This is a genomic window from Methanocellales archaeon (assembly GCA_028715985.1).
In the GTDB taxonomy this organism is placed as follows: domain Archaea; phylum Halobacteriota; class UBA148; order UBA148; family UBA148; genus UBA148.
The window spans coordinates 1-23,124 of record JAQUQR010000007.1 but is presented as its reverse complement, the minus strand read 5'-3'; the positions used below and the strand labels follow the sequence as shown (position 1 = coordinate 23,124).

Annotated in this window: 18 protein-coding genes and 1 CRISPR repeat array; of the genes, 12 read left to right on the top strand and 6 right to left on the bottom strand. The window is 43.5% G+C overall.

From position 1 onward, the window contains the following. Positions 1-5 precede the first annotated feature (5 nt). From PHI74_06525 to carB, 8 genes are all read left to right on the top strand, one after another. A complete protein-coding gene (locus PHI74_06525; GenBank protein MDD5485662.1) occupies positions 6-242 on the top strand; it encodes an AbrB/MazE/SpoVT family DNA-binding domain-containing protein in 237 nt (78 codons plus the stop codon). Further along, on the top strand, positions 203-646 hold the full coding sequence (locus tag PHI74_06520) for a type II toxin-antitoxin system VapC family toxin (GenBank protein ID MDD5485661.1): 444 nt from the start codon (positions 203-205) through the stop codon (positions 644-646). The genes PHI74_06525 and PHI74_06520 overlap by 40 nt, the downstream gene beginning before the upstream one ends. A gap of 144 nt (positions 647-790) precedes the next feature. Next, positions 791-1,702 carry a Fic family protein gene (locus PHI74_06515; GenBank protein ID MDD5485660.1) on the top strand — a complete coding sequence of 304 codons (912 nt, stop codon included), beginning with the start codon at positions 791-793 and terminating at the stop codon, positions 1,700-1,702. Further along, positions 1,699-2,220, top strand: a complete 522-nt coding sequence (gene cas4 / locus PHI74_06510) for a CRISPR-associated protein Cas4 (GenBank protein MDD5485659.1) — start codon at positions 1,699-1,701, stop codon at positions 2,218-2,220. The genes PHI74_06515 and cas4 overlap by 4 nt, the downstream gene beginning before the upstream one ends. Positions 2,221-2,232: 12 nt before the next feature. Beyond that, a complete protein-coding gene (gene cas1b, locus PHI74_06505) occupies positions 2,233-3,222 on the top strand; it encodes a type I-B CRISPR-associated endonuclease Cas1b (protein MDD5485658.1) in 990 nt (329 codons plus the stop codon). A gap of 1 nt (position 3,223) precedes the next feature. Further along, positions 3,224-3,487 (top strand): CRISPR-associated endonuclease Cas2, encoded by a 264-nt coding sequence (cas2, locus tag PHI74_06500; protein ID MDD5485657.1) that lies wholly within the window; start codon positions 3,224-3,226, stop codon positions 3,485-3,487. Between the two features lie 137 nt (positions 3,488-3,624). Continuing rightward, positions 3,625-6,439: a CRISPR direct-repeat array (repeat unit 30 nt; unit sequence GCTAAAATCAGACCATAGTGGGATTGAAAT). A 95-nt stretch (positions 6,440-6,534) separates the two neighbouring features. Continuing rightward, complete coding sequence (carA, locus tag PHI74_06495; GenBank protein MDD5485656.1) at positions 6,535-7,605, top strand: glutamine-hydrolyzing carbamoyl-phosphate synthase small subunit; 1,071 nt, start codon at positions 6,535-6,537, stop codon at positions 7,603-7,605. Continuing rightward, positions 7,598-10,813, top strand: a complete 3,216-nt coding sequence (gene carB, locus PHI74_06490) for a carbamoyl-phosphate synthase large subunit (protein MDD5485655.1) — start codon at positions 7,598-7,600, stop codon at positions 10,811-10,813. The genes carA and carB overlap by 8 nt, the downstream gene beginning before the upstream one ends. Here the strand turns inward: carB and PHI74_06485 are convergent. From PHI74_06485 to PHI74_06465, 5 genes are all read right to left on the bottom strand, one after another. After that, positions 10,801-11,838 (bottom strand): phosphoribosylaminoimidazolesuccinocarboxamide synthase, encoded by a 1,038-nt coding sequence (locus tag PHI74_06485; GenBank protein ID MDD5485654.1) that lies wholly within the window; start codon positions 11,836-11,838, stop codon positions 10,801-10,803. The genes carB and PHI74_06485 overlap by 13 nt on opposite strands. Continuing rightward, complete coding sequence (locus PHI74_06480; protein MDD5485653.1) at positions 11,839-12,333, bottom strand: 5-(carboxyamino)imidazole ribonucleotide mutase; 495 nt, start codon at positions 12,331-12,333, stop codon at positions 11,839-11,841. Between the two features lie 106 nt (positions 12,334-12,439). After that, positions 12,440-14,257, bottom strand: a complete 1,818-nt coding sequence (acsA, locus tag PHI74_06475) for an acetate--CoA ligase (GenBank protein ID MDD5485652.1) — start codon at positions 14,255-14,257, stop codon at positions 12,440-12,442. A 121-nt stretch (positions 14,258-14,378) separates the two neighbouring features. After that, positions 14,379-16,742, bottom strand: a complete 2,364-nt coding sequence (locus tag PHI74_06470) for a DNA-directed DNA polymerase (protein MDD5485651.1) — start codon at positions 16,740-16,742, stop codon at positions 14,379-14,381. Between the two features lie 87 nt (positions 16,743-16,829). Continuing rightward, a complete protein-coding gene (locus PHI74_06465) occupies positions 16,830-18,344 on the bottom strand; it encodes a U32 family peptidase (protein ID MDD5485650.1) in 1,515 nt (504 codons plus the stop codon). A gap of 311 nt (positions 18,345-18,655) precedes the next feature. On the opposite strand from PHI74_06465, the gene PHI74_06460 reads away from it, so the two are divergent. Continuing rightward, positions 18,656-20,704 carry an ATP-dependent DNA helicase gene (locus PHI74_06460; GenBank protein MDD5485649.1) on the top strand — a complete coding sequence of 683 codons (2,049 nt, stop codon included), beginning with the start codon at positions 18,656-18,658 and terminating at the stop codon, positions 20,702-20,704. A 207-nt stretch (positions 20,705-20,911) separates the two neighbouring features. Here the strand turns inward: PHI74_06460 and PHI74_06455 are convergent, their stop codons facing one another. After that, a complete protein-coding gene (locus tag PHI74_06455; GenBank protein ID MDD5485648.1) occupies positions 20,912-21,085 on the bottom strand; it encodes a DUF2080 family transposase-associated protein in 174 nt (57 codons plus the stop codon). A gap of 132 nt (positions 21,086-21,217) precedes the next feature. On the opposite strand from PHI74_06455, the gene PHI74_06450 reads away from it, so the two are divergent. The 3 genes from PHI74_06450 to PHI74_06440 all read left to right on the top strand — a co-directional run bounded on the left by PHI74_06450 (position 21,218) and on the right by PHI74_06440 (position 22,498). Further along, the gene (locus PHI74_06450) at positions 21,218-21,397 is read left to right on the top strand and encodes a hypothetical protein (protein MDD5485647.1); all 180 of its coding nucleotides are present in this window, start codon (positions 21,218-21,220) and stop codon (positions 21,395-21,397) included. A gap of 79 nt (positions 21,398-21,476) precedes the next feature. After that, positions 21,477-21,746 (top strand): hypothetical protein, encoded by a 270-nt coding sequence (locus tag PHI74_06445; GenBank protein MDD5485646.1) that lies wholly within the window; start codon positions 21,477-21,479, stop codon positions 21,744-21,746. After that, entirely contained in the window at positions 21,701-22,498 is a 798-nt protein-coding gene (locus PHI74_06440; protein ID MDD5485645.1) for an IS5 family transposase, read from the top strand. Before PHI74_06445 ends, PHI74_06440 begins: the two co-directional genes overlap by 46 nt. The last annotated feature ends 626 nt before the right edge of the window (positions 22,499-23,124 follow it).

Genomic DNA, 23,124 nt, shown 5'->3' with positions numbered 1-23,124 from the left:
TAACCATGGCAGAAGCAGTTGTGGACGACAAGGGCAGGATACTGATCCCAGCGCATCTCAGGAAGCAGTGCGGCATCAGGGAAGGCACGGTGATATCCTTTGAAAGGAAGGGCGGGGATTTAATCCTTAAGCCCTCGCGGAAGAAAAGAGGCAATATGAGAGAGCTGAAGGGAATCAATCCGAAAAGGACCGGGGAGCCGAGATGGGCGACGCCAGAGGAGATAAAGGGCATCTGGGGATAGACACAAACGTTTTGGTGTCTTTCTTGGATGCCGGGCATCCAGACCACAAGGATGCGGAGCGATTGGCTGACGCAAACGCTGCGACCAACCCGACCCTTATCCATGAAGCCTATCATACCCTTGTGTACGCACAAAAGTGGGGCAGAGACCAGGCAATGGATGTTTTGACCGATTACGTTGACATGGACACGACGCTGTTCTTGAATCAGACAAAAGGGATTACAAGGACAGGTCTTTCCATTGGCAGGGAATATGGCTTGGGTGGCAGGGACTCCCTGATACTGGCAAGCTTCCTATCAAACGGCATCGGAAAGATGGTGACGTTCGACAAATCGCTGTTAGCTCTGGATAAAATCTCAATGGATGGAAGAGTGATGCATATTGTGTTGCCCTTGGATATCTGATTTATCTTCTAAAATATCGGCTCTCCATTTTTAGCCCCGATACCGATATTAATTTATACCATCCATACTATACTGCATTGTTCATATCGGCTAATTGGAAATTTGTCTGATACCGATATTTAGATGCAGGAGTGAGTGAATTATATGAACGAGACCGTAAGAAAAGACATTTTTGACAGGATACGAGAGAAAATGAGGCGTTTGGACGAGATGCGGCCTCTGCCAGCGGATTCAGTGAAAAAGCTGCGGGAAGAGCTGCGGTTGCTTCACACCTATCACTCCAATGCCATAGAAGGGAACACCCTAACGCTCAGTGAAACCAAGCTCATTCTGGAGGAGGGCATTACGATCGGGGGCAAAAGTCTCAGGGAACATTTAGAGGCGACGAATACTGCAGAGGCCTATGACTACATCGAGAAGCTTGCAGAGGGCAAAAAGCCCCTCACAAATGAAAGCGTTCAAGAAGTTCACGGAATTGTGACCAAAGGCATTTTAGAGGATGCCGGAAAGTACCGCACCACTAACGTTCGCATTACTGGTGCAGCCAAAACACCGCCAAGTTATATGAAAGTTCCTAACCTGATGGGAGGGCTCTTGGAGGACATAGAAAAGTCAACGCATGACCCAGTTACTACGGCAGCATTGCTCCATCATGGCATCGTGGCCACCCATCCATTTGTCGACGGCAATGGGCGAGTTGCGAGGCTTCTCACAAATTTGCATCTGATGAAGTATGGCTATCTACCCATTGTGTTGAGGAAGGAGGAGAGGAAAAAGTATTATGAAACGCTGCGAAAGGCGGATCTAGGCGATACAGCAGCATTCATCAACTTTGTCGCAAGGTCAGTAGCAGAGTCGCTGAACCTGTACTTTTCATTACTGGGCGGTGATGATGAGCTGCTGCCACTTGGTGAACTAGCAAAGGGTTCTCCATATGGTCAAGAATACCTGAGCCTGTTGGCAAGAAGAGGGGTGCTTGATGCCGTGAAAGTTAATGGCGTATGGCATGCCACCCGCGGGGCATTAAAGAAACATACATCTAAGAAAGGGCGATGAAGTTGCAATCTCACATCAAGCCCATGACCATCACGGGCGTGAAAGTAGCATACTATTTCATCTGTCATACGAAGCTCTGGCTTTTCTCCCACAACATCCGGATGGAACGCGAGTCGGAAGACGTTCTCATGGGCAAGCACATACACGAATCAAGGTATCAGAGGAGGAAGAAGGACATCATAATTGACAACGCTATATCCATCGATTTCGTGAAGAAGGGCGATGTTATAGAGGTGCACGACATCAAGAAATCCAGGAAAATGGAGGATGCACACAGGTGGCAGCTTACCTATTATGTGTATTATCTGCATCAAAGGGGCGTCAAAGCGAGAGGTGTATTGAACTACCCCTTGTTGAACAAAAAGGAGATCGTTGAGCCTACGGAAGAGGACTTTAAAACCATCGAGCAGATAATGAACTGCATCATCGAAATAGTCTCGGGAGAGATGCCCACGCCATCCAAGCGTAAATTGTGCAACAGGTGCAGCTATGTTGAGTTCTGCTTCGGAGGAGAATGAAAAGGGGGAAGAATGAAAACCAATTACTACATCACAAAGGACGGCGTTCTGAGAAGGAAAGAGAATACCATCTATTTCATCAACAAGGAGGAGAAGCGTGCCCTGCCCATAAGCAAGATCTATGCGATATATGCCTATGGCAACCTATCCTTCACATCCGGCGTGGTATCCTACCTATCGCGACAAGGCGTGCCAATCCACTTCTTCAACAATTATGGCTTCTATGAGGGAAGTTTGTACCCGAGGGAAACCTTGGTAGCTGGTGACGTCACCATCCATCAGGCAGAGCACCACCTTGATGCCAATAAACGCCTCTATCTCGCAAAAAGATTCGTTGAGGGTGCAGCACAGAACATCCTGAAGAATCTCAGGTATTATTGCAGCTCTAATCCATCGATTGAGACCCATATCAGGAGAATTGAACGTGAACTCCCAAAAATCGAAGAGTATAATAACATTCCGGAACTCATGGGCGTCGAAGGACACATACGCGACACGTATTATGATGCTATCGATAAGATATTCCCTGAGGAATTTAAGATGGGCGAGCGGGTCAAACGGCCGCCGAACAACAAGACGAACACCCTCATATCTTTTGGCAATTCTCTGATGTATGGAACGGTGCTCACGGAAATCTATAACACTCAACTAAATCCCACGATCTCATACCTTCATGAGCCTTTTGAGAGAAGGTTTTCACTGTCTTTAGACGTTGCAGAAATCTTCAAGCCGATCATCGTTGACAGGGTCATCTTCAAACTCGTCAACAAGAAGATGCTTGACGACTCGCATTTCGTGGGCGAGCTGGGCGACATGTTTTTGTCTGATGCCGGTAAAAAGCTCTTTCTCCAAAACTATCACGATAGGTTATCGACGACCATTAAGCACAAAGGTCTCGGCAGAGAAGTCTCATATCAACGCCTCATCCGATTGGAGCTATATAAGTTGGTGAAGCACGTATTGGGAACGCATAAGTACAAACCTCTCGTGATGTGGTGGTAGGATGTACGTTATTGTGGTGTATGACGTGAATGTGGATCGGGTGAATAAGGTCAGGATATTTTTGAAGCAGTACCTAAACTGGGTCCAGAATTCTGTTTTCGAGGGGGAGCTAACAAAGGTAGAATTAAAGGTCATAGAGGACAGAATTAAAGATTTGATCGATGAGGCTGAGGATTCGGTGAGAATTTACATTTTGAGGAGCGATAAATTTCTGCAAACCATTGAATTAGGGACAAGCAAGGTAGAAATATCCGAAATCATATGAAATCATTTTCGGGGATCTCTCATTTTGTAACCCATTTATAAAGAACCACGAAAGATGTTGGTAATGCTTTAAATAATTGAACGAATTTACATCTATTTGGTGCTTATTGGCCACATTTAATCGGGCATGGCGGCTGGGCTAAAATCAGACCATAGTGGGATTGAAATGATAAACGGCACGTCTTATTAATTTTGTTTATTTCAGCTAAAATCAGACCATAGTGGGATTGAAATGTAGGAGTATGTCTGTATATGATGCGTAAATTTTCGCTAAAATCAGACCATAGTGGGATTGAAATATTCTTATGCTTACGTGCATATTCCTTGTATAATTGCTAAAATCAGACCATAGTGGGATTGAAATCACACAGCAGGGAGGAGGGTGGGTTCGATAGGAGTGCTAAAATCAGACCATAGTGGGATTGAAATAGCTCCCTGTTTCTGCTATGCCTGCCCGGTAGGGCGCTAAAATCAGACCATAGTGGGATTGAAATCATCAAATTTGACATCAAACATTCTATCCTGGGGGACGCTAAAATCAGACCATAGTGGGATTGAAATCATTTAGCAGGCAACGCAAGAAAGAATTTCAGGGGGGCTAAAATCAGACCATAGTGGGATTGAAATGATACTATCCGCTCTTTTGTGATCCGGCTCTGGAGCGCTAAAATCAGACCATAGTGGGATTGAAATTCAATTGAGCAAACCCCTTATCTTTAAATCAAAGGCCCAGCTAAAATCAGACCATAGTGGGATTGAAATTAGCCTTCAGATCATCGATCGAAGGTTCTTTCGAAGACCGTTTTGCTAAAATCAGACCATAGTGGGATTGAAATCCCAACACCTTGCTTTCAACGGTCTTTACTGCTTTGCTAAAATCAGACCATAGTGGGATTGAAATCACTTCATACAAGGCTTTTGAAATCTTGCTTTGACGCTAAAATCAGACCATAGTGGGATTGAAATTCTTTCACAGCTAGAATCGGAAAGGACAATCTCGATGGCTAAAATCAGACCATAGTGGGATTGAAATATACTTTATCAGAATGACCCCAAAAACCTCGGCATTGCTAAAATCAGACCATAGTGGGATTGAAATTCAATTGAGCAAACCCCTTATCTCAACTGTGAAAGTGCTAAAATCAGACCATAGTGGGATTGAAATTATTAGAAGAGACGCATATTTGTCAAAAGTTCTATCGCTAAAATCAGACCATAGTGGGATTGAAATCTTGCCAATGCACCAACTTGACCCCAGTACAGTCGTCGCGCTAAAATCAGACCATAGTGGGATTGAAATTATTTAAGACCTTGAGTGATTAATCTCATGTAGCTGGCTAAAATCAGACCATAGTGGGATTGAAATAACTGGTTCACTGACGACAGGGACACTTGCGAAAAGGCTAAAATCAGACCATAGTGGGATTGAAATCTTCTCTTTGCTGAGTGAGGAAAAACCCTAAGGGGGCTAAAATCAGACCATAGTGGGATTGAAATAAAGCATTATACACCAACACTAGCATTAATACAATCGCTAAAATCAGACCATAGTGGGATTGAAATCTTCCATGGAAGCGATTAGAGTCTGATAATCGTATAGCTAAAATCAGACCATAGTGGGATTGAAATACTTGCTGCGATGCTATGTTCACGGCTTCTTCGTAGCTAAAATCAGACCATAGTGGGATTGAAATCAGAGGCAATAAGTCAATATCATTCACGTCTTTTGCAGCTAAAATCAGACCATAGTGGGATTGAAATGGTTTAGCTCTGCCTCCCACACAATATTTCCGCTAGCTAAAATCAGACCATAGTGGGATTGAAATCTCCTATGTAGCTCATCTATGAAAGCTTTTCCGGCTGCTAAAATCAGACCATAGTGGGATTGAAATTCGTAATTTCGTCCTTGAGTTTTGTGATCTCTGTAGCTAAAATCAGACCATAGTGGGATTGAAATTGTAAATGCGTTCAACTTGTGCAATTTTTTCAGCGGCTAAAATCAGACCATAGTGGGATTGAAATAGTATAATAACTTTCATTTTCATAAGCTGTTAAAGGCTAAAATCAGACCATAGTGGGATTGAAATTACTTATAGATTTTTAAGCGTATCCTATTCCGCCTTCGCTAAAATCAGACCATAGTGGGATTGAAATTATCGTGAGCGCTAAGTTATACTAGAAATCAGCGTAGCTAAAATCAGACCATAGTGGGATTGAAATCATATCTTTTATTTCGTATTTGATGCCTGTCAGCTTGCTAAAATCAGACCATAGTGGGATTGAAATGTTTTTGTATATCAGATATCCTGCTGCGATCAGTCCAGCTAAAATCAGACCATAGTGGGATTGAAATAGTATTTGTTACCAAATTTGTGAACAGGTGCTATAATAGCTAAAATCAGACCATAGTGGGATTGAAATTGTTCACGGATTCGTGGCCGAAAGACGGGATCACGGCTAAAATCAGACCATAGTGGGATTGAAATCCGTAGATGTCTTGAGGATAGTCAGGATTTTCGATGGCTAAAATCAGACCATAGTGGGATTGAAATTTTTTACCAAACCCACTATACATGAGTATGTCGTGTCGCTAAAATCAGACCATAGTGGGATTGAAATGTGGCTTCTTACAGGTGGTGCAGTGGGTCTGATGAGCTAAAATCAGACCATAGTGGGATTGAAATGCAGAAGCACGTATTCACATTGAGACCTAAGAAACGAAGGCTAAAATCAGACCATAGTGGGATTGAAATTTTTAAGTTATTGTGATAAACGATGAACAGATAAAGGCTAAAATCAGACCATAGTGGGATTGAAATTTTCCTTGAGGATATATACAATTCTATAGTGTCCCCTGCTAAAATCAGACCATAGTGGGATTGAAATCGCTTATTGGATGGTCCGATGTAACTGCCAAAGAAAAGCTAAAATCAGACCATAGTGGGATTGAAATAATAAAATTACAATTCAGGTCAATTTTTTTTGAAGCAGGTCGATTTTAGGGGGCTGTTATCAGACGACAAACATTAATAATCAGAACTCTCTATAATGCCTGACATGTTAGGGGCATTACTAGTTACCGAGGACGGAACGGTCATCAGGGGAAAAGGATTCGGCTGCGTTGGGGAAGTGGTTGGTGAGGTCGTATTCAACACGAGCATGACAGGCTATACCGAAGTCCTGACCGACCCCTCAAACAAAGGATTGATAGTTGTTTTCACCTTTCCCTCTATTGGGAATTATGCTGTACCGCCTGCTTTTGAATCCGGAGCCATCCAAGCAGAGGGTGTGATAGTAAAAGAGGCTTGCAAGGAGCCGAGTCACTGGCAATCTGATAAGGCGCTTGCAAAATGGTTTGAGGAAAGTGGGATCCCGGGAATGGAGGGAATTGACACCAGGCAGCTAACCAGAAAGATAATAAAGGATAATGCAATGTCAGCAGTCCTTTCAGTCTACAAAGATGAGCCAAACATAAGTGAGCTCATCGAGAGAGCACGCGATCCCAGCAAGACGGATCTGGTCTCTCAGGTTTCAGTTCATAGGTCAAAATATTTTGATGCAGGAGGTAAGCATACGGTTTCAATTTTGGATTGCGGCACCAGGAAAAGCCTGTTGAAGGAGCTGAATCAAAGGAGAATAAACGTAATGTTGGCCCCTGCATCTTCTAATAAGAGGAAAGTTATGGAAGCCGATCCAGATGCACTGATAATTTCAGGCGGTCCCGGTGACCCCTCCCTTCTTAGCAATGTTATCGGGACCACTCGGGGGGTCCAGAGTGAAATACCCGTCTTTGGCATAGGGATTGGATGTCAGATCGTTGCCCTTGCATCTGGAGCGCAGATCGTCAAGATGGGTTTTGGGCATAGGGGGAATCAACCTGTCAGAGACCTCGAGTCTGGTAGGATATACATCACCTCTCAGAACCATGGATACGTCATTGACGCCTCTTCGCTTGAGGGTAAGCTTGAGGTGACTCAGGTCAATGCAAATGATGGTACCGTGGAAGGAATTTCACATGCAGAATTGCCGATAATGGGAGTACAATATCATCCGGAAGTGGGTTTTGACAACAGGTATCTTTTCGATAAATTTGTGAGGCTCATGGAGGCACATGCCTAAGAGAGAGAATATAAAAAAGGTCCTGGTGATAGGCTCTGGACCGATCATCATAGGGCAAGCGGCAGAGTTTGACTATTCCGGGTCGCAGGCATGTCGATCGCTGAGAGAAGAGGGCATAGAGATCGTTCTGGTAAACTCGAATCCTGCAACCTTCCAGACCGATGTAGGCGTTGCTGACAAAGTTTACATCGAGCCGCTCACCCCGGAAATAGTTGCCGAGATAATGAGGAAAGAAAGGCCAGATAGCCTGCTTCCAACACAGGGGGGGCAGACAGGCCTAAATCTTGCAGTTCAATTGTATAAAACGGGAGTGCTAAAAGAGACCGGCTGTAGGGTGATAGGAACCTCCGTAGATTCGATCATGAGGGCGGAAGAAAGGGAGCTGTTTTTCGATCTCATGAAGGATGTGGGTGAGCCCATCCCGAAATCGATAAAAGCCTCTTCTCTGGAGGAGGCAAAGAAAGGTGCAGAAGAGATCGGTTTTCCTGTAATCATTCGACCGGGCTATTGTCTTGGAGGCACAGGAACCGGCATCGCTTACAATATGGTGGAGCTCGAGCAGATTACGCTGAGAGGTCTTGACCTCAGTATGAATGACGAGGTAAATCTTGACCAATGCGTGATAGGATGGAAAGAGATCGAGTTCGAAATGGTCAGGGATTCCGCAGACAATTGCATTACGGTCTGCAGCATGGAAAACGTTGATCCGATGGGGATCCATACAGGCGACAGCATAGTGGTTGCCCCTGCGCTGACGTTGACTGACCACGAATACCAGGTATTGAGGAACGCTGCCATAAGGATAGTAAGAGCTTTAAAGATTGAGGGAGGCTGCAACATTCAGTTTGCGGTACGCCCGGATAAGTTCGATTATCTTGTCATAGAGGTGAATCCAAGGCTGAGCAGGAGTTCTGCTCTCGCGTCAAAAGCAACAGGATATCCGATAGCGAGGGTCGCCACAAAGATTGCTCTTGGTTTAAATCTCGATGAGATACTGAACAGAGTGACTGGAAAAACGCCCGCTTCGTTTGAGCCTACGATAGATTACATCGTTTGCAAGATTCCGAGATGGCCCTTTGATAAATTCAAAGAGGCAAACAAGATCGTTGGGACGCAGATGAAGGCTACCGGCGAAGTGATGGCAATCGGGCGCATGTTCGAGGAAGCCCTACAAAAGGCGATCAGGTCTCTTGATATCGGGAGATATGGGCTGGGGGCAGATGGAGAACATGAGCCGATAACGGATGCGGAGGACCTTCGCACGAAGTTGAGAAAGCCCACGGATATGAGAATCTTCCATGTCAGAGATGCCATTGCCATGGGGATGGGCATAGATGAGGTATACGATCTAACCAAGATCGATCGATGGTTTTTGTACAAGATTCGCAACATCGTTTCTATGGAGAGGGGGCTCAGGAATCTTTCGTTGGACAGCCCAGACGTAGTTATGATGATCAGGGAAGCGAAGAAGCTAGGTTTTTCTGATTTGCAACTTGCGCATATTTTCAGCTCTGATGAGATGGCTATAAGGGAACTCAGGAAGGAGAAAGGCATCAAAGCGGTCTACAAGATGGTTGATACCTGCGCAGCAGAGTTTGAAGCCCGTACGCCTTATTACTATTCATCCTATGAGGAGGAGGACGAAATCGTTTCCTCAGATAAAAAGAAGGTCCTCATACTCGGAGGCGGGCCGATCAGAATAGGACAGGGAATAGAGTTTGATTATTGCACAGTACAAGCCGTCTTTGCGCTAAAAGAAGAAGGTGTGGAGACCATTGTGATAAACAACAATCCTGAGACGGTATCGACAGATTTCGATATATCGGATAAATTATATTTTGAACCCCTCACCTTTGAGGATGTGATGAACGTCATAGAGAGAGAAGACCCCTATGGGGTAATGGTCCAGTTCGGGGGCCAAACACCGATCAATCTCGCCGCACAACTTTCGATGGCAGGAGTGAACATCCTTGGAACGTCGTATGAGAGCATAGACTTGGCAGAGGACAGGGATAAATTTAGACGATTTTTGGATCGTCTGGACATTCCTCAGGCAGAATCTGGAACTGCTATGTCTCTCGAGGAAGCCAAAAAAATAGCTTCTCGTATAAATTACCCGGTCCTCGTACGCCCTTCTTACGTCTTGGGTGGGCGGGCTATGGAGATCGTCTACGATCAAAAAGAGCTTGACATGTATATGGCAGAAGCTGTGCGTGTGTCACCGAAACACCCCGTACTCATAGATAAGTTTCTGCAACCTGCGATTGAGCTGGATGTGGATGCTGTTTCTGACGGAGAGAATGTGTTGATAGGGGGGATAATGGAGCATATAGAGCATGCAGGAGTTCACTCCGGTGATAGCGCCTGTGTGGTGCCTCCACAGTCCCTGAGCGATGAGACGATCCAAACTGTGAAAGAATATACCACTAGGCTGGCGAGAGAACTTTGTGTGAAAGGCCTGATGAATATCCAATATGCAGTAAAAGATAGAGTATACGTTCTTGAGGTGAACCCAAGAGCGAGCAGGACGATTCCCTTCATTTCCAAGGCAGTTGGCATACCTTTAGCCAAACTTGCTGCTAAAGTTATGCTGGGCCAATCGCTCCCTAAAACCCATGTAGGGCTCCCTCCCATAGGGCACGTTGCGGTGAAAGAGGTGGTATTTCCTTTCATAAAATTGCCTGGGGTGGACCCGGTACTAGGGCCCGAGATGAAATCCACGGGAGAGGCCATGGGGATTGATGCGGATTTTGGAAGGGCCTTCTATAAAGCGCAGTTGGGTGCAAACGTGCAATTACCGGCGAAAGGGGACGTTTTTTTATCTGTAAAAGAGGAAGACAAAACTCTCATCATTCCAATTGCCAAAAAGCTTCAACAAATGGGATTCGACATATCTGCTACAAACGGGACTGCGGAAGCGTTGAGGCTGGAGGACGTCAGGGCCAAAGAAATTCTCAAGGTCAGTGAAGGTCGACCAAACGTCGTGGACTATATGAAGAGTAGAAAGATATCCTTGGTGATTAATACGCCAAGCAGAAAAAAAGAGGCGAAGAGAGACGGTTATGTGATAAGAAGGAATGCGGTGGAACTCAACATTCCATATATAACGACCATCGCTGGTGCACAAGCATCAGTGGAGGCCATGGAAAAAATAGGGGGAACAAAAGACCTAACCATCAAATCCCTACAGGAGTACTACGGTGGATAATACGCAAGATTATCGAGAATTTCAGCAAGCCTTGGAACTTCAAATAAGTGAATCCCTGTAAACTCATTTGCTGCTGCCATATACATCTCACTTATAAATTTTCTCAGATTGGGATCCAGTTTTGGGGGCTTTGACTCACATAGAACTTTCCATTCCTTTATTCCTTTAATGCCTGCCTCCTTCTTCGCCCTCTCCACATCCTTGTACCAGCTTGTTTCTCGGTAATATTGCCTCGCGATCTCTTTGCTCACATGTATGCCTTCATGGGTGAACCTGCATTCGTCTAAAGTTCCAACAACATCCACAACCATCGGCTTTCTATGGGGATCAAACCCAAACTCAACTTTTCCATCCTCGTTCTCTAATCCTGCTTTTGAGGCTGTTTCTGTGATGAGATCGTTGATATGTAACAGTATGTTTTTTATCTCTCCGACCTCTCCGTCACTCAGTCCGGCAAGTTCTTGTGCCTCTACCCAAGTGACATATCTGTCCCTCTCCTCCAGTTTTGTGCTTACATCGAATACTGGTTTCTTGAGCTTATCTCCAGGTCGAGGTGGATAGCTCAATCCCAAATCCTCGGGCTTAAGCCCCGCATTCAGTCTCTCAAAAACAGATGATCCTTTTGGCAATCCATTCCTGTATATGATCTCCAAGGGAATCAAGAAATTAGCAAGATTTGGTGAGAACACTCCATAATCGTATGCAAGTTTTCCAGCTGATCTGTGGGGATGAAATACCCTAACAAGGCTTATTTCCATGGTGCTGGTGGGGGCTTTCAATTCATCCATATGAACAAGTTTTCCATCCTGTATCACTCCCCGGTAATGTGTCCTTATTCCTTTTTCCCCTAATCTCTCGAAAAAGTAGGCACCCATCATACAGAGGACGGATCCCTTATTTTCTATAAGGTCCGGCATCTCCCCCCAATCAAAGACCGAATATTTATCTGAAAAATGAAATCTTCCTATGCCCGTCTTGTCCTTCGTGGGCTTCATTAGTACTTCTAGGTCTTTTACGCTGCCCATTTATTGCCCTCTGTTTAAATCATCTTTGAGGGTATCATCTGCAGCGTTAATCTCCTCCCTCTTTTTCATTTGATACTCTTGTATCCTCTCCGTTAAGCTTTTGTTATCCATGGCAAGTATTTTTGCAGCTGCTATGGCTGCCCCCTCCGGCTCTATGTTGACCAGTGAGCCTATGCCACTTGGCACTCTTAAAGAAGAATATATGTCAGCTCCACCAAATTTTTCAGAGTAGGGTGGGCATGCTATGACCGGCTTGGTCGTATTTGCATCCACGAGACCGCTAAGTGCATTAGACCTTCCGGCCACAGTGACATACACCACTCTTTCTAGCTTGTCGTACTCCTCCAATATGTCTAAGACCTTTCTTGGGGTTTTGTGGGCAGAGGCCACTCTAAGCTCATACTTGACTCCGAGATGATCTAATGTCCTTCCGATTGAGCGGGAGATGTCTAGGTCTTTGTTCGAGCCCATTAAAATGATGACTTTATCTCTCATTGCTGCACCTCTAACATTAGTTATATCAGTAAATACCTATTAAAAGATTACAATGTTGTGAAAAATTCAGAAATATCCCCTATGACCTACATAACCTCTTGCATCATCAGCTCTCTTCCAATGTCGATGTATCGCCTATCGGAAGCCCCAGGTCCTGCGCTTTGAGAAGACGGCGCATTATCTTGCCACTCCGCGTTTTTGGCAAGCTCTCTCTGAACTCGATCTCTCGCGGATACGCATGCCCTGCCAGCCGTTTCTTGACGAATCGTTTGATGCTTTCCTCGAGCTCTGTGGACGGTTGATAGCCTTTTTTTAGGGAAACGAAGGCTTTTATGACCTCCCCTCTCACGGGATCTGGCTTGCCTATCACTCCTGCTTCCACAATTGCAGGATGCTCGACTAATGCGCTTTCTACTTCGAATGGCCCGACTCTTTCACCAGCAGTTTTGATGATATCGTCGGCCCTACCTATGAACCAGAAGTACCCTTCATCATCCATGCGTGCCACATCACCGGTAATGTACCACCCCTTCTTGAAATAGCTTCTATACCTTTCTGCATCTCTCCAAACAGCTTTCATCATCGATGGCCAAGGAGGTTTTATGGCCAGGTTACCTTCCTTCCCTACTGGTCTTTCGTTGCCATCATCGTCTACTATGCTGGCTTTGATTCCAGGAAACGGCTTCCCCATCGAGCCGGGTTTTATGGGCATAGCTGGATAATTTGCTATAAGTATGCCTCCGGTTTCGGTCTGCCACCAGTTATCATGAAATGGCAGTCCAAATACCTTCAGAGCCCAACGTATTGCCTCTGGATTCAAGGGCTCTCCTACTGAGCATAAATGTCTGAGACTCTTTAGATCGTACTTCTTTGCGACCTCCTCTCCAGCCTGCATCAGCATCCTTATGGCTGTAGGGGCTGTATACCATACCGTAATCCGGCGTTTCTCTATTAAAGAGTACCATTTTTCCGGAGAGAACTTGCCTTCATAAACGACAGATGAAGTTCCATTGGACCATGATCCAAGAATGCCGTATGCTATCCCCGTTACCCACCCCGGGTCGGCCGTGCACCAGTATACGTCCTCCTCGTGTATGTCTAAAACCCATTTCATGGTAAGATGCTCTTGGAGTATTGCGTAGTGTGTATGAACTATCCCCTTTGGCTTTCCAGTAGTACCAGACGTGTATAGCATGAACAAAGGGTCTCCGGGATCCATTCGCTCTATTTCAAAATCTCTGGAAGCCTTTTTCATCTCCCCCCTGTAATCTATCTCTTCGTCCGTGCCTTCATCATCTATGATCATCACGTGCTTCAGCTCTGGAAGCCTGTCTTTAATTTCGTCCACCCTTTGTTTAAGTTCAGAATTTGTGACTAGTATCCTTGCGCCGCTATCTCTCAGCCTATCCTCTAAAGCATTTGTACCAAATGCTGAAAACAGATTGCTGGCAATAGCGCCTGTTTTTATTATGCCGAGAAAACTTACGTAAAGCTCTAGAATTCTCGGCAAGAATATGAAAACCCTATCCCCTCTTTGGGTACCATACCCCTTCAGAACATTGGCGAATTTATTTGAAAGACTTTGTAAGTCTAAAAAGCTGTACTCTCCACTTGTTCCATTGCCTCCCTCGCAATACAATGCAACTTTGTTCTTCCTCCATGTTTTGGCTTGCCTATCTATCGCATTGTAGGCGGCGTTGAGCTTTTCTCCTTCAAACCACTCTATTTCATCGTAAAAATTATTCCACTCAAAGTTTTTGTACGTCTCTTCATAGCTCTCCATGTTGGGCTTTACCCCAAACTTATTTGGCTTTCTGATAATTTTCTTCATAGTCATATCGCCTGAATCCAGATATCCCCCACTCTTTTTCTTGTAAAATTCGCACCGCTTCTCCCGCCTCCTGTTCTGTCCTAACACGTGCATACACCTGCATTTTATTTATCTTCAACATTTTCCCACAAGGACATGAGCGAGTCTTTTGGCTTTTATTAGCATAGAGGAATCTTCCGCATTTGCAGCGAATTAGCAAGTACATCTACTCCCCCTAAAAGATATCGAGCGTTGCCTGTCTTGGCTGACCTTTCAGTTCAGCGTTAGAGTATCCAAAATAAGAGAGGATTCTGGAAGTGGCAGGGATGATCTGATTCTCCACGTAATAATCTGAGTCGATTTCATACCCTCCATCGTCTCCAATCAGAAATCCATTCTTATGACCCCTAAACATATCGACTGGATAGGCTCTGTCTCCAATACTCCCCGATCCACGAATGATAACATATGCTACCTTCATGCCAACTTCTATAGGCTTTTTGATCCTCTTTGCCGCTCTTACATGGGCTTGCATGGATTCATAGGAGTCCATTTTTTTCGTTAGTGTTTTGTAGATTATGAGTTTTTCCAGTGGTATTTTTCCGTCTTTTAGCAACTGAATGGTATCCTGCACTAATCGTACTGCTTTATCGGGATCCCTTTCTTGGAGAATTATCTGAACCACTTCCGCTTGTATATCTTTTGCCAAATCACACCAATCCCCCCTCCTGATCTCAAGCCCCTTGACTATGATATCGCCTTCAGAAGTCAGCCCAGCATAACGCTTCTTCTTTTCCGTAAAGAAGATCACCTTGTAGAGGTTTTGGATATCAAGCTCCAAGGGCAGATCTTTGGATATGGCTCGGGCAAACCTCTCTGCCATTTCTAGGATGTTCTCTCCTTTTGCTTTGACGAACAGGCTGTCAGTATCCCCATAGATGACTTCTAAACCCATCGCTTCTGCCTTTTTCACAGATTCCTTGATGAAATGCCTCCCCCAGGCAGTGGTGGCTTCCGCACACTCCTTTCGATACCATCGCGCAGCAGACCAACCCGTATAACCGTAAAATGCATTTGTCAGTATCTTGATCGCTTGTTGATGAATGTCGATCAGTTGATATTCCGGTGAGCCTTTCTCTAGCTCACCCAATGCACGTTTCAGCTCACTTCTCCTTCCCACGAGATCCTTAAGAATTCGCTTGAAGAAGCCGTCTGGCTCCTTTCGAAATCTGTGCCCAACTTCCGGAGCCTCATAATAATCCCCACTTTGCACAACCGTATCAGGAGAGATATTGAATGAGATCATTATCGAGGGATACATTGCTGAAAAGTCCAAACAGATCACGTTTTCGTGTAGACCTTTCTTCGGCTCAAGCACGAAGCCGCCCACATAGGTCTCGCCAACCCCGCCTTTGGATGGCACCAGATCTCCGGTTTTGAAAGCCTCCGCACTCAAAAATGATTCAACTTGGCGACCTCGCCCCATTTTTGATACTTCATCTAAGGGCTGCCTGATCATCCTTGCGAACACATATTGCAAGGGTAATATTTTCTCTGCTATCCCAAGTGTGCTGACGACATCTGCCTTTGCATACTCGTAAAGCTCAGCACGTTTCGTGAGATCTTGCCAGTATCGATAGATCTCGGAAGGGGACAGGTCTACCCTTTCAGATTTCTTCATCACGCCCAAATATTCGGCGATGTTCTCGAGTGTTTTAACCTTAACGTCATCTATGTCTCGCCTGACAGCTTGGTATAGGTCGACGTTCAGGCGCCCAGGCATGGTGACCCTTTTTATCGCCCCACCTTGGACTTGTAGAGCGCCTCCGTCTTTTCCCAATTTAAGTGGTATATCGTTGATCTTGGCTCTTTGATAGATATAGGGCCAGTCAAAATTATCCGAGTTGTAACCACATATGATATCCGGATCGTATGTACGTATGAAATCGATAAATTCTTTGAGAACAGAAGCTTCATCCTCTGAACTCAGTAGTTTCAAATCGCCCCTATTTGTAGCCACGCTTATGATGATTATGGGGTCTTTCTCGGCATTTGGCATCCCACTTGGGTTAGTCATCTCGCAGTCGAATGCCAGGATCTTGAGGTTTGGATTCTCTCCCCTCTTTTGAGCTCTAACTTCCCTTGCCTCAAGTGCCACATCAGCGTATCCGATACCAACGCCCTCTCCTTTTGCTATGATTCCGTCTAAGGGATGCAAATCCTTGTCGATGATATATCTCACTGCAAATAATACGTCCGCCTCTCGCACATCCAGATTGCCGAACCCATCGCGCAGAATTGGCACGTGTTGGGGATGATCTACCGTTATTTTGAAGGCCCGCACGTTCTTGCCGAAATCTTTTCTCTCAACGCTTTCAATCTTTTTTGGTCGAATGACTTCATCATACCTTTCTACGTTGATGTTCATCATCTCATCTATGCTTGTGCTGGCATTGCCAACCACATAGAAATAGGGCTCAAATCCAGGGTCAAAGACGATCACATCTCGTCCTTCATCGTCCTTGCACCAAAGCCTGATGATTGCCTTGCTTTCCTTGGTTATGTAATCAACATCGACCAGCCAAGCGCTAATTTCCATCATACAAGAGATGACGAAGGAGATGTTAAATATTTGCGGTCAAATTTGTTTCGACGATGGTTGAAAGCAGGAAATGCAGTGAACGCCTCAGCTGACACCTCTAAAACTCCAGCCCAGAACATAATTCTTTTTCAATTTAACATCGTCAACCTTTTTTCCATCTAAAACTCTTCTATAAAACTTTGTTATTTCACTTACCTTCTTATCCGTATCAATAAAGAAATTATTTATCCCGGAATTTACCAATTGTGAGCTCTTACCTAACAATCCCAATTCTTTCTCATTTATTATTTCACTGCCATTAAAAATAGGATTTACGATAAACTTTCCTCCCTTCTCATCTTTTATGATCCCCTCTGAAAGTTCATGTCTAAGGGTCATCAACCTTATCTTCCCATGCACAAAAGCTATAAAGTTCCTGTTCCTAAAAGCAGCCATTTCCCATAAGGACAATTCGGGAGATATTATCGGTAGTGACTTTTTTAAAGAAAAATATTCCAAGTCATGATCATTAAAACAATTGACATTATAATCAAGATGGATTGGCATCCTTAGTCCCAAATTCAAACTGCCTAGATTTCCAGCCAAGATTCCGTCCGGTTTCAATTCCCTGATGTTCTTCTTTATCAAACCTATGTCTTTATCAAGCATTATTCTTGGAGTTACTCCAAACAACTTACATTTAATCTCTTTTTTCACCTGGGAGAGATCTTCTGCAAACAAATCATAATAAACGATGTCTGCCCCATTATTGGCAGCAGAAATCGCATCTTGATAACTATAAACTCTGACCATCAACTTTTTAGGTTTTTCTATGTCTCTTTTAACATCAGGCAATAAAACCCTGATCTTTTCTCTGTCGATCTTAACATCTTTTATTTTAACTTCATAAGTTTCCTTAGTCAAAATATTGCTCTCTCCAGTTGCTTTTTCCCTGTTAAAAATATCCAAAGAATCGAATTTGCCTTCCGTAAACCCTCGGTAAAAAGCGCCCTCTAAATCATTCATCATTTCAGGAGTAATGTTAAAATTGCCCTCATAAAAATCATCAATCGCTTTTCGGTACGTTTCAGTTACGGTCGCAACATAGTAAGGAGTCCTCATCCTGCCCTCAACTTTCACCGAATCTATGCCAAGACCAATGATTTCTGGGATTTTTTTAATCAAACAAAGCTCCTTTGTGGAGAGGTAATATTCTCCATTGTATTTTTTTCTGCAAGGCTGTGCGCATTTTCCCCGATTACCGCTCCTTCCACCGAGAAAACTTGAAAAAATACAGCTTCCGGAAACCGAAACGCACAAGGCACCATGGCAAAAAATCTCTAATTCACCTTGATAATGTTTCCTTATCTCTTTTATTTCCTCTTTGCTCAATTCTCTGGCAAGGTTTATTCTGTCTGCATTGAGAACCAAATTGACATGGCAAGAGTTCATCACTCCTGCTTGTGTGGATATATGCACTTTTAAATCCGGAAAATTTTTCTTAATAGACTCAACAAAAGAAATCTCCTGTATTATTACCGCATCAATCCCGGAAGAATAAGCAAAAGATAATTGTCTAAAAAAATCTTTGATTTCATCATTCTTAACAAGCGTGTTCATAGTCAAATCGACCTTCACATTATTTGACTTACATATCCTGATGGCTTCCTTGAGGTATTCCTCATTAAAATTAGTCGCAAATTGTCTTGCAGTGAACTTCTGCATTCCAAGATAAACAGCGTCAGCTCCTCTAGAAACAGCTGCTTTCAGATTAGCCATACTGCCGGCAGGGATCAGGAGCTCTATTTTCTTCGTTGGCGTTTTGTACATCACAACATCACACAAAAGATAGGTAGGAGTATGTTAAATCTTTGTGGCAAGTATTTGTGGTCAACGTTAATTTATGTATAATAAAAACTCTCTAGAACGTGATGAATGAGGGATATTTGAGATACTTTCCAAAAAAATCTTTTTATCCGAACCAGAAAAAAGCGATGGATGAGATTTATAGGGCCCTCTTAGGGAGAGAGATCGTCTTGTTTGAAGGTGCATGCGGAACCGGGAAAACGCTTAGCTCCCTTGCCCCCTCCTTACATGTTGCAAAAAATAAGGATAAGGTAGTTCTAATAGCCACCAACGTCCATCAGCAAATGCTTCAGTTCATAGATGAAGCAAAGGAGATCAAAAATGTGGCAAACATCCATGCTATCGTGCTAAAAGGCAAATTACACATGTGCCCCCTCGAAAAGGATTATGAGGAGTGCAATCTGCTGAGAGAGAACACCTATGAAATGATCGAGCTGGAGCGATTCCAAGCAGATGCAGGGCGTTTGAAGGACCGTAAAAAGCGTTCCTGTGGATATCTCGCTAATATTCTTCGAGATGATGTCACGGATTTCTTTCACTGGCTTTCATCGGATGTGAGAACGCCGGAAGAAGTCCATGAGCATGCAGTTGTGGATGGAATGTGTGGATATGAATTGCTAAAAAGAAGTATGCGTGATATCGATTTAGTCATCTGCAATTACCACCATCTGTTAAACCCTGATATTCTTTCGAAGCTTTTGGCATGGCTTGGATGTGAGCTAAGCGACATCATAGTCATATTTGATGAAGCACATAATATCGAATCTGCAGCCAGATCCCATGCTTCGCTAAAGCTGAATGAGCAATTTATAGATCGGGCAATAAATGAGGTTATTGACGTTGGAGTTGATGAGGATGAGATTTACACATTTCTTACTGCCCTGAAGGATACGCTGCGAGAGACATACGAAGCTAGGTTTGGCTTTGGTGAGAGAGAGCGGATTGGCACGGAGTGGTACGATCTTCGCATAAGAGACCCTGCTGGCACAGAGGATTTGTTGAGCGAGAGTCTCTTTCAGCGTCTGCCAAATATAAATGAGTTAGTTGAAAAAGCATATGTGCTGGGTAAAGAACTCGAATCGATATATAATAATCAGTATAAAGAGGGTTTATCCGATATATTAAAAACGTCCTATGTGCTGGCCGTCTCATTGTTCTTCAAGGATTACTTGAAACTGGCAAGCGAACCAGAATATTACCCGCTGATAAATGTTCGACGGGAAGACGGCGAGATAACCAGCGGGATTGAGCTTTACACGTGCATCCCCAAAAATGTGACTCAGCCCCTATTCGATTCGCTGTATTCGGCGGTTTTGATATCCGCTACACTAAGGCCATTTGAAACCATAAAGAGGACGTTGGGCATTCAGCGGAAAACGATGGAGATTTCATATACCACTCCTTTTTCCAAGGAGCTCAGACACACAATTGCAGTGGCAACTCTGCCATTGTTTATGAAGAATCGGGATGATCCAGATATTGTGAGTGTAATCAAAGGTGTGTTGGAGGATGTCATAGAGCAATCAGATGGGAATGTGCTGCTTTTCTTTCCCAATTATGGCGAAGCTGCGCGATATTATGCCCTTTTGGATGTAAACGTCCCGATGTTTCTTGATGAAGTTGGAGTTTCTCCGATGGATATCAAGGAAAAGTTCTTTGAGATCGGAGAGTCAGGCAGTAAAGCAGTCTTGCTTACATACCTCTGGGGAACACTGACAGAAGGAATAGATTACAAAGATGGTCGGGCAAGAACAGTTGTCGTAATAGGCGTGGGTTATCCTGCCCTAGGTGATAAAGTCCGAGCGATCCAATATGCATATGACCGCGAGTTCGGTCATGGAAAAGGATGGGAATATGCGATTGAAATCCCAACCATTAGAAAGGTAAGGCATGCCATGGGCCGGGTAGTCAGATCTCCGGATGATTACGGCGCAAGGGTGCTTTTAGATGGCAGATATACCAGCGATTCTCCTAAAATCCTGGGAAAATATTCCGTATTCAGGGACTTTCCACCAGAGGAGCAGGCTGAAATCGTGGATGTAGGAGCAGACAAGGTCAAATATTCACTGATGAACTTCTTTAATGACATCAAGCTACTGGATTCCAATAAATAAATGTACCAAAACATACTAAATAAATAATGGTTCTTTAAATCATCCCACTTGTAGTTAGATAAGAGTTGATGCGCATAACAGTCTCATCATCAGATTTTAGCTTCCTAGCTTAGATGAGGATAACAACCAAATACTCTAAGGAACCAAAATTGGACTTTGCACCTAAAGTCCCTCTTGCACATAAAGTATTGATTTTGCACATAAAGTCTAACCTAAATCTTCATCCAACGGTTCAATCAATAGTATCTTAACTCTTTTACCTGTCCAATTAATAGGCACATAAACCCTACCTGAGTTTCCTGAAGCTTTAACTACCTTCTCCAAAACTTCGTATGCTTCAAGTTTTACCTCCATTTTTTGAGCTGTTGGGGATAGCGTCATCAAAAATATACAAAGTATTCATTCTATGAATACTTTATGTATTAAAATCACTATTTTTTAGGTATTAATTAGATATAAAATGATTTTTCTACCGAAAGCTTTAATACTATGTAGCTATATAATAGCTATTTGGTGATAAAAATGATAAGCATGATAGAAGCAATAAACCTGCCAACCGAAAACCCAAGAGCTATGAGGGGCTACGCTATCATAGCAAAAGGAGATAAACCGATACCGTTGGGTGAGGATAAATACAAAATACCCTCACAAAACGGTAATAGAAGCTATACGGTAGCCCATAAAGGGCGATGAATGGAGCTGTGAGTGTCCAGACCACTTTTATCATGGGTGTGAGTGCAAACACATCCACGCCGTAAGGTATTATCTCCAAGTGGAAAAGGAGACGTCTAAGGGCATAGAGAAGACTAAGATACCTTTAACCCAGTCTCAGGCTTGGACTGCCTACAACGAAGCCCAGACAAATGAAGTAAGGATGTTTGATGAACTACTGAAAGACCCAGTCCAAAACATAGAAGAGCCAAACCAACACATGGGCAGACCGAGACTGAGTTTAAGAGAGACCGCAGAGAGACCGCATTTTGCTCGATACAAAAGGTGTATTCTCAGCTTTCGAGTAGGAGAGCCGAATCGTTGTTTATGAATGCAGAGGACAGGGAGCAGATAGACCATGCACCGCATTTTAACAGCATAATCAAATTCTTAAACAGGGAAGATGTAACCCCATTATTGCATGAGTTAGTAGGCATAACTGCAAGATCTCTTCAATCAGTCGAAACAGACTTTGCTATTGATTCAAGCGGATTCAGGACTACGAGCTTCGGTGAATACTGCAAGACAAAGCACAACACCCAAAAACAGCACAAGTGGATTAAAGCCCATATATGCGTTGGTGTCAAAACAAATATCATCACAAGCATTGAGGTTACAGAGGAGAATGCAGGATACAGCCCACAATTTGAGCCTTTGATTAGAGAGACTTTCCAGAATGGCTTTACAATCGGTGAGGTATCAGCAGATAAAGCCTATTCAAGCAGAAAGAATTATGAGACGATTGAAGCGTTGGGTGGAAACGGTTACATCCCATTTAGGAAAAATGCAACCGCAAGAGCAGGTGGAAGTCGAATCTGGAAAAAGATGTTTCACTACTTCCAACTCAACCAAGAGGAGTTTTACCAACACTATCACAAGAGAAGCAATGCAGAAAGCACTTTCTATATGCTGAAAGCCAAGTTTGGAGATAAGCTCAAGTCAAAGAGTTTCACCGCTCAGAGAAACGAGTTGCTATGCAAGGCTATCGCTCACAACATCGTGGTCGTTATACATGAGATGCATGAGTTAGGTATTAAGCCTGAGTTTAGCAGTTGGAATGGAGAGGTGGCTTACGCTCAGTAAAAAGAGCGTGAGTCAGTCAATTTCCACCCTCTAATCTATTTCTCTAATTTATCAAGTGATGATGGCTTCAATCTAACAAAAAAGTATATAAATAGTATTAACTATTATTAGGAGATTACATGAGCTTTTGGAGCTCTTTGGCTAATCTCAATTTTGCATTGATATAGGCACTTACTATAGAAGTTATATTTACTCTAATATTCACGGTTAAAGATGGGAGAATTAAACTTACTTTAGATTTCGGTATGAGTAAATATCAAAGTACTGCTTCATATGTGGCTGTTTTTATTATTTTGAGTGTTTCTTATTTTTTCGTTGGTAATATTTTACAACCCATTGTAATAGATTTGCTCACTACTATGAAGTGGAAATTGTTCCCTATTTTTATTTTATTACTAAGTTTTATGATATTGTGGATGAGTAAGGTTGTTTTGAAGAGGAGGTGGTCACTACCAATAGTGAAATATTCTATGCTTATGTTCTTTTTATGTTTAATTTTTCGGCTCTGTAGAAAACCTTTCCTCTCAACTCTAGCTTAATGCAAACTCTTATAAAAAGTAAGTATCCCCTGAGTGATAGCAGAAGACCGACAACAGGGGATGGATGTAAGTGTCTACGAATAGGTA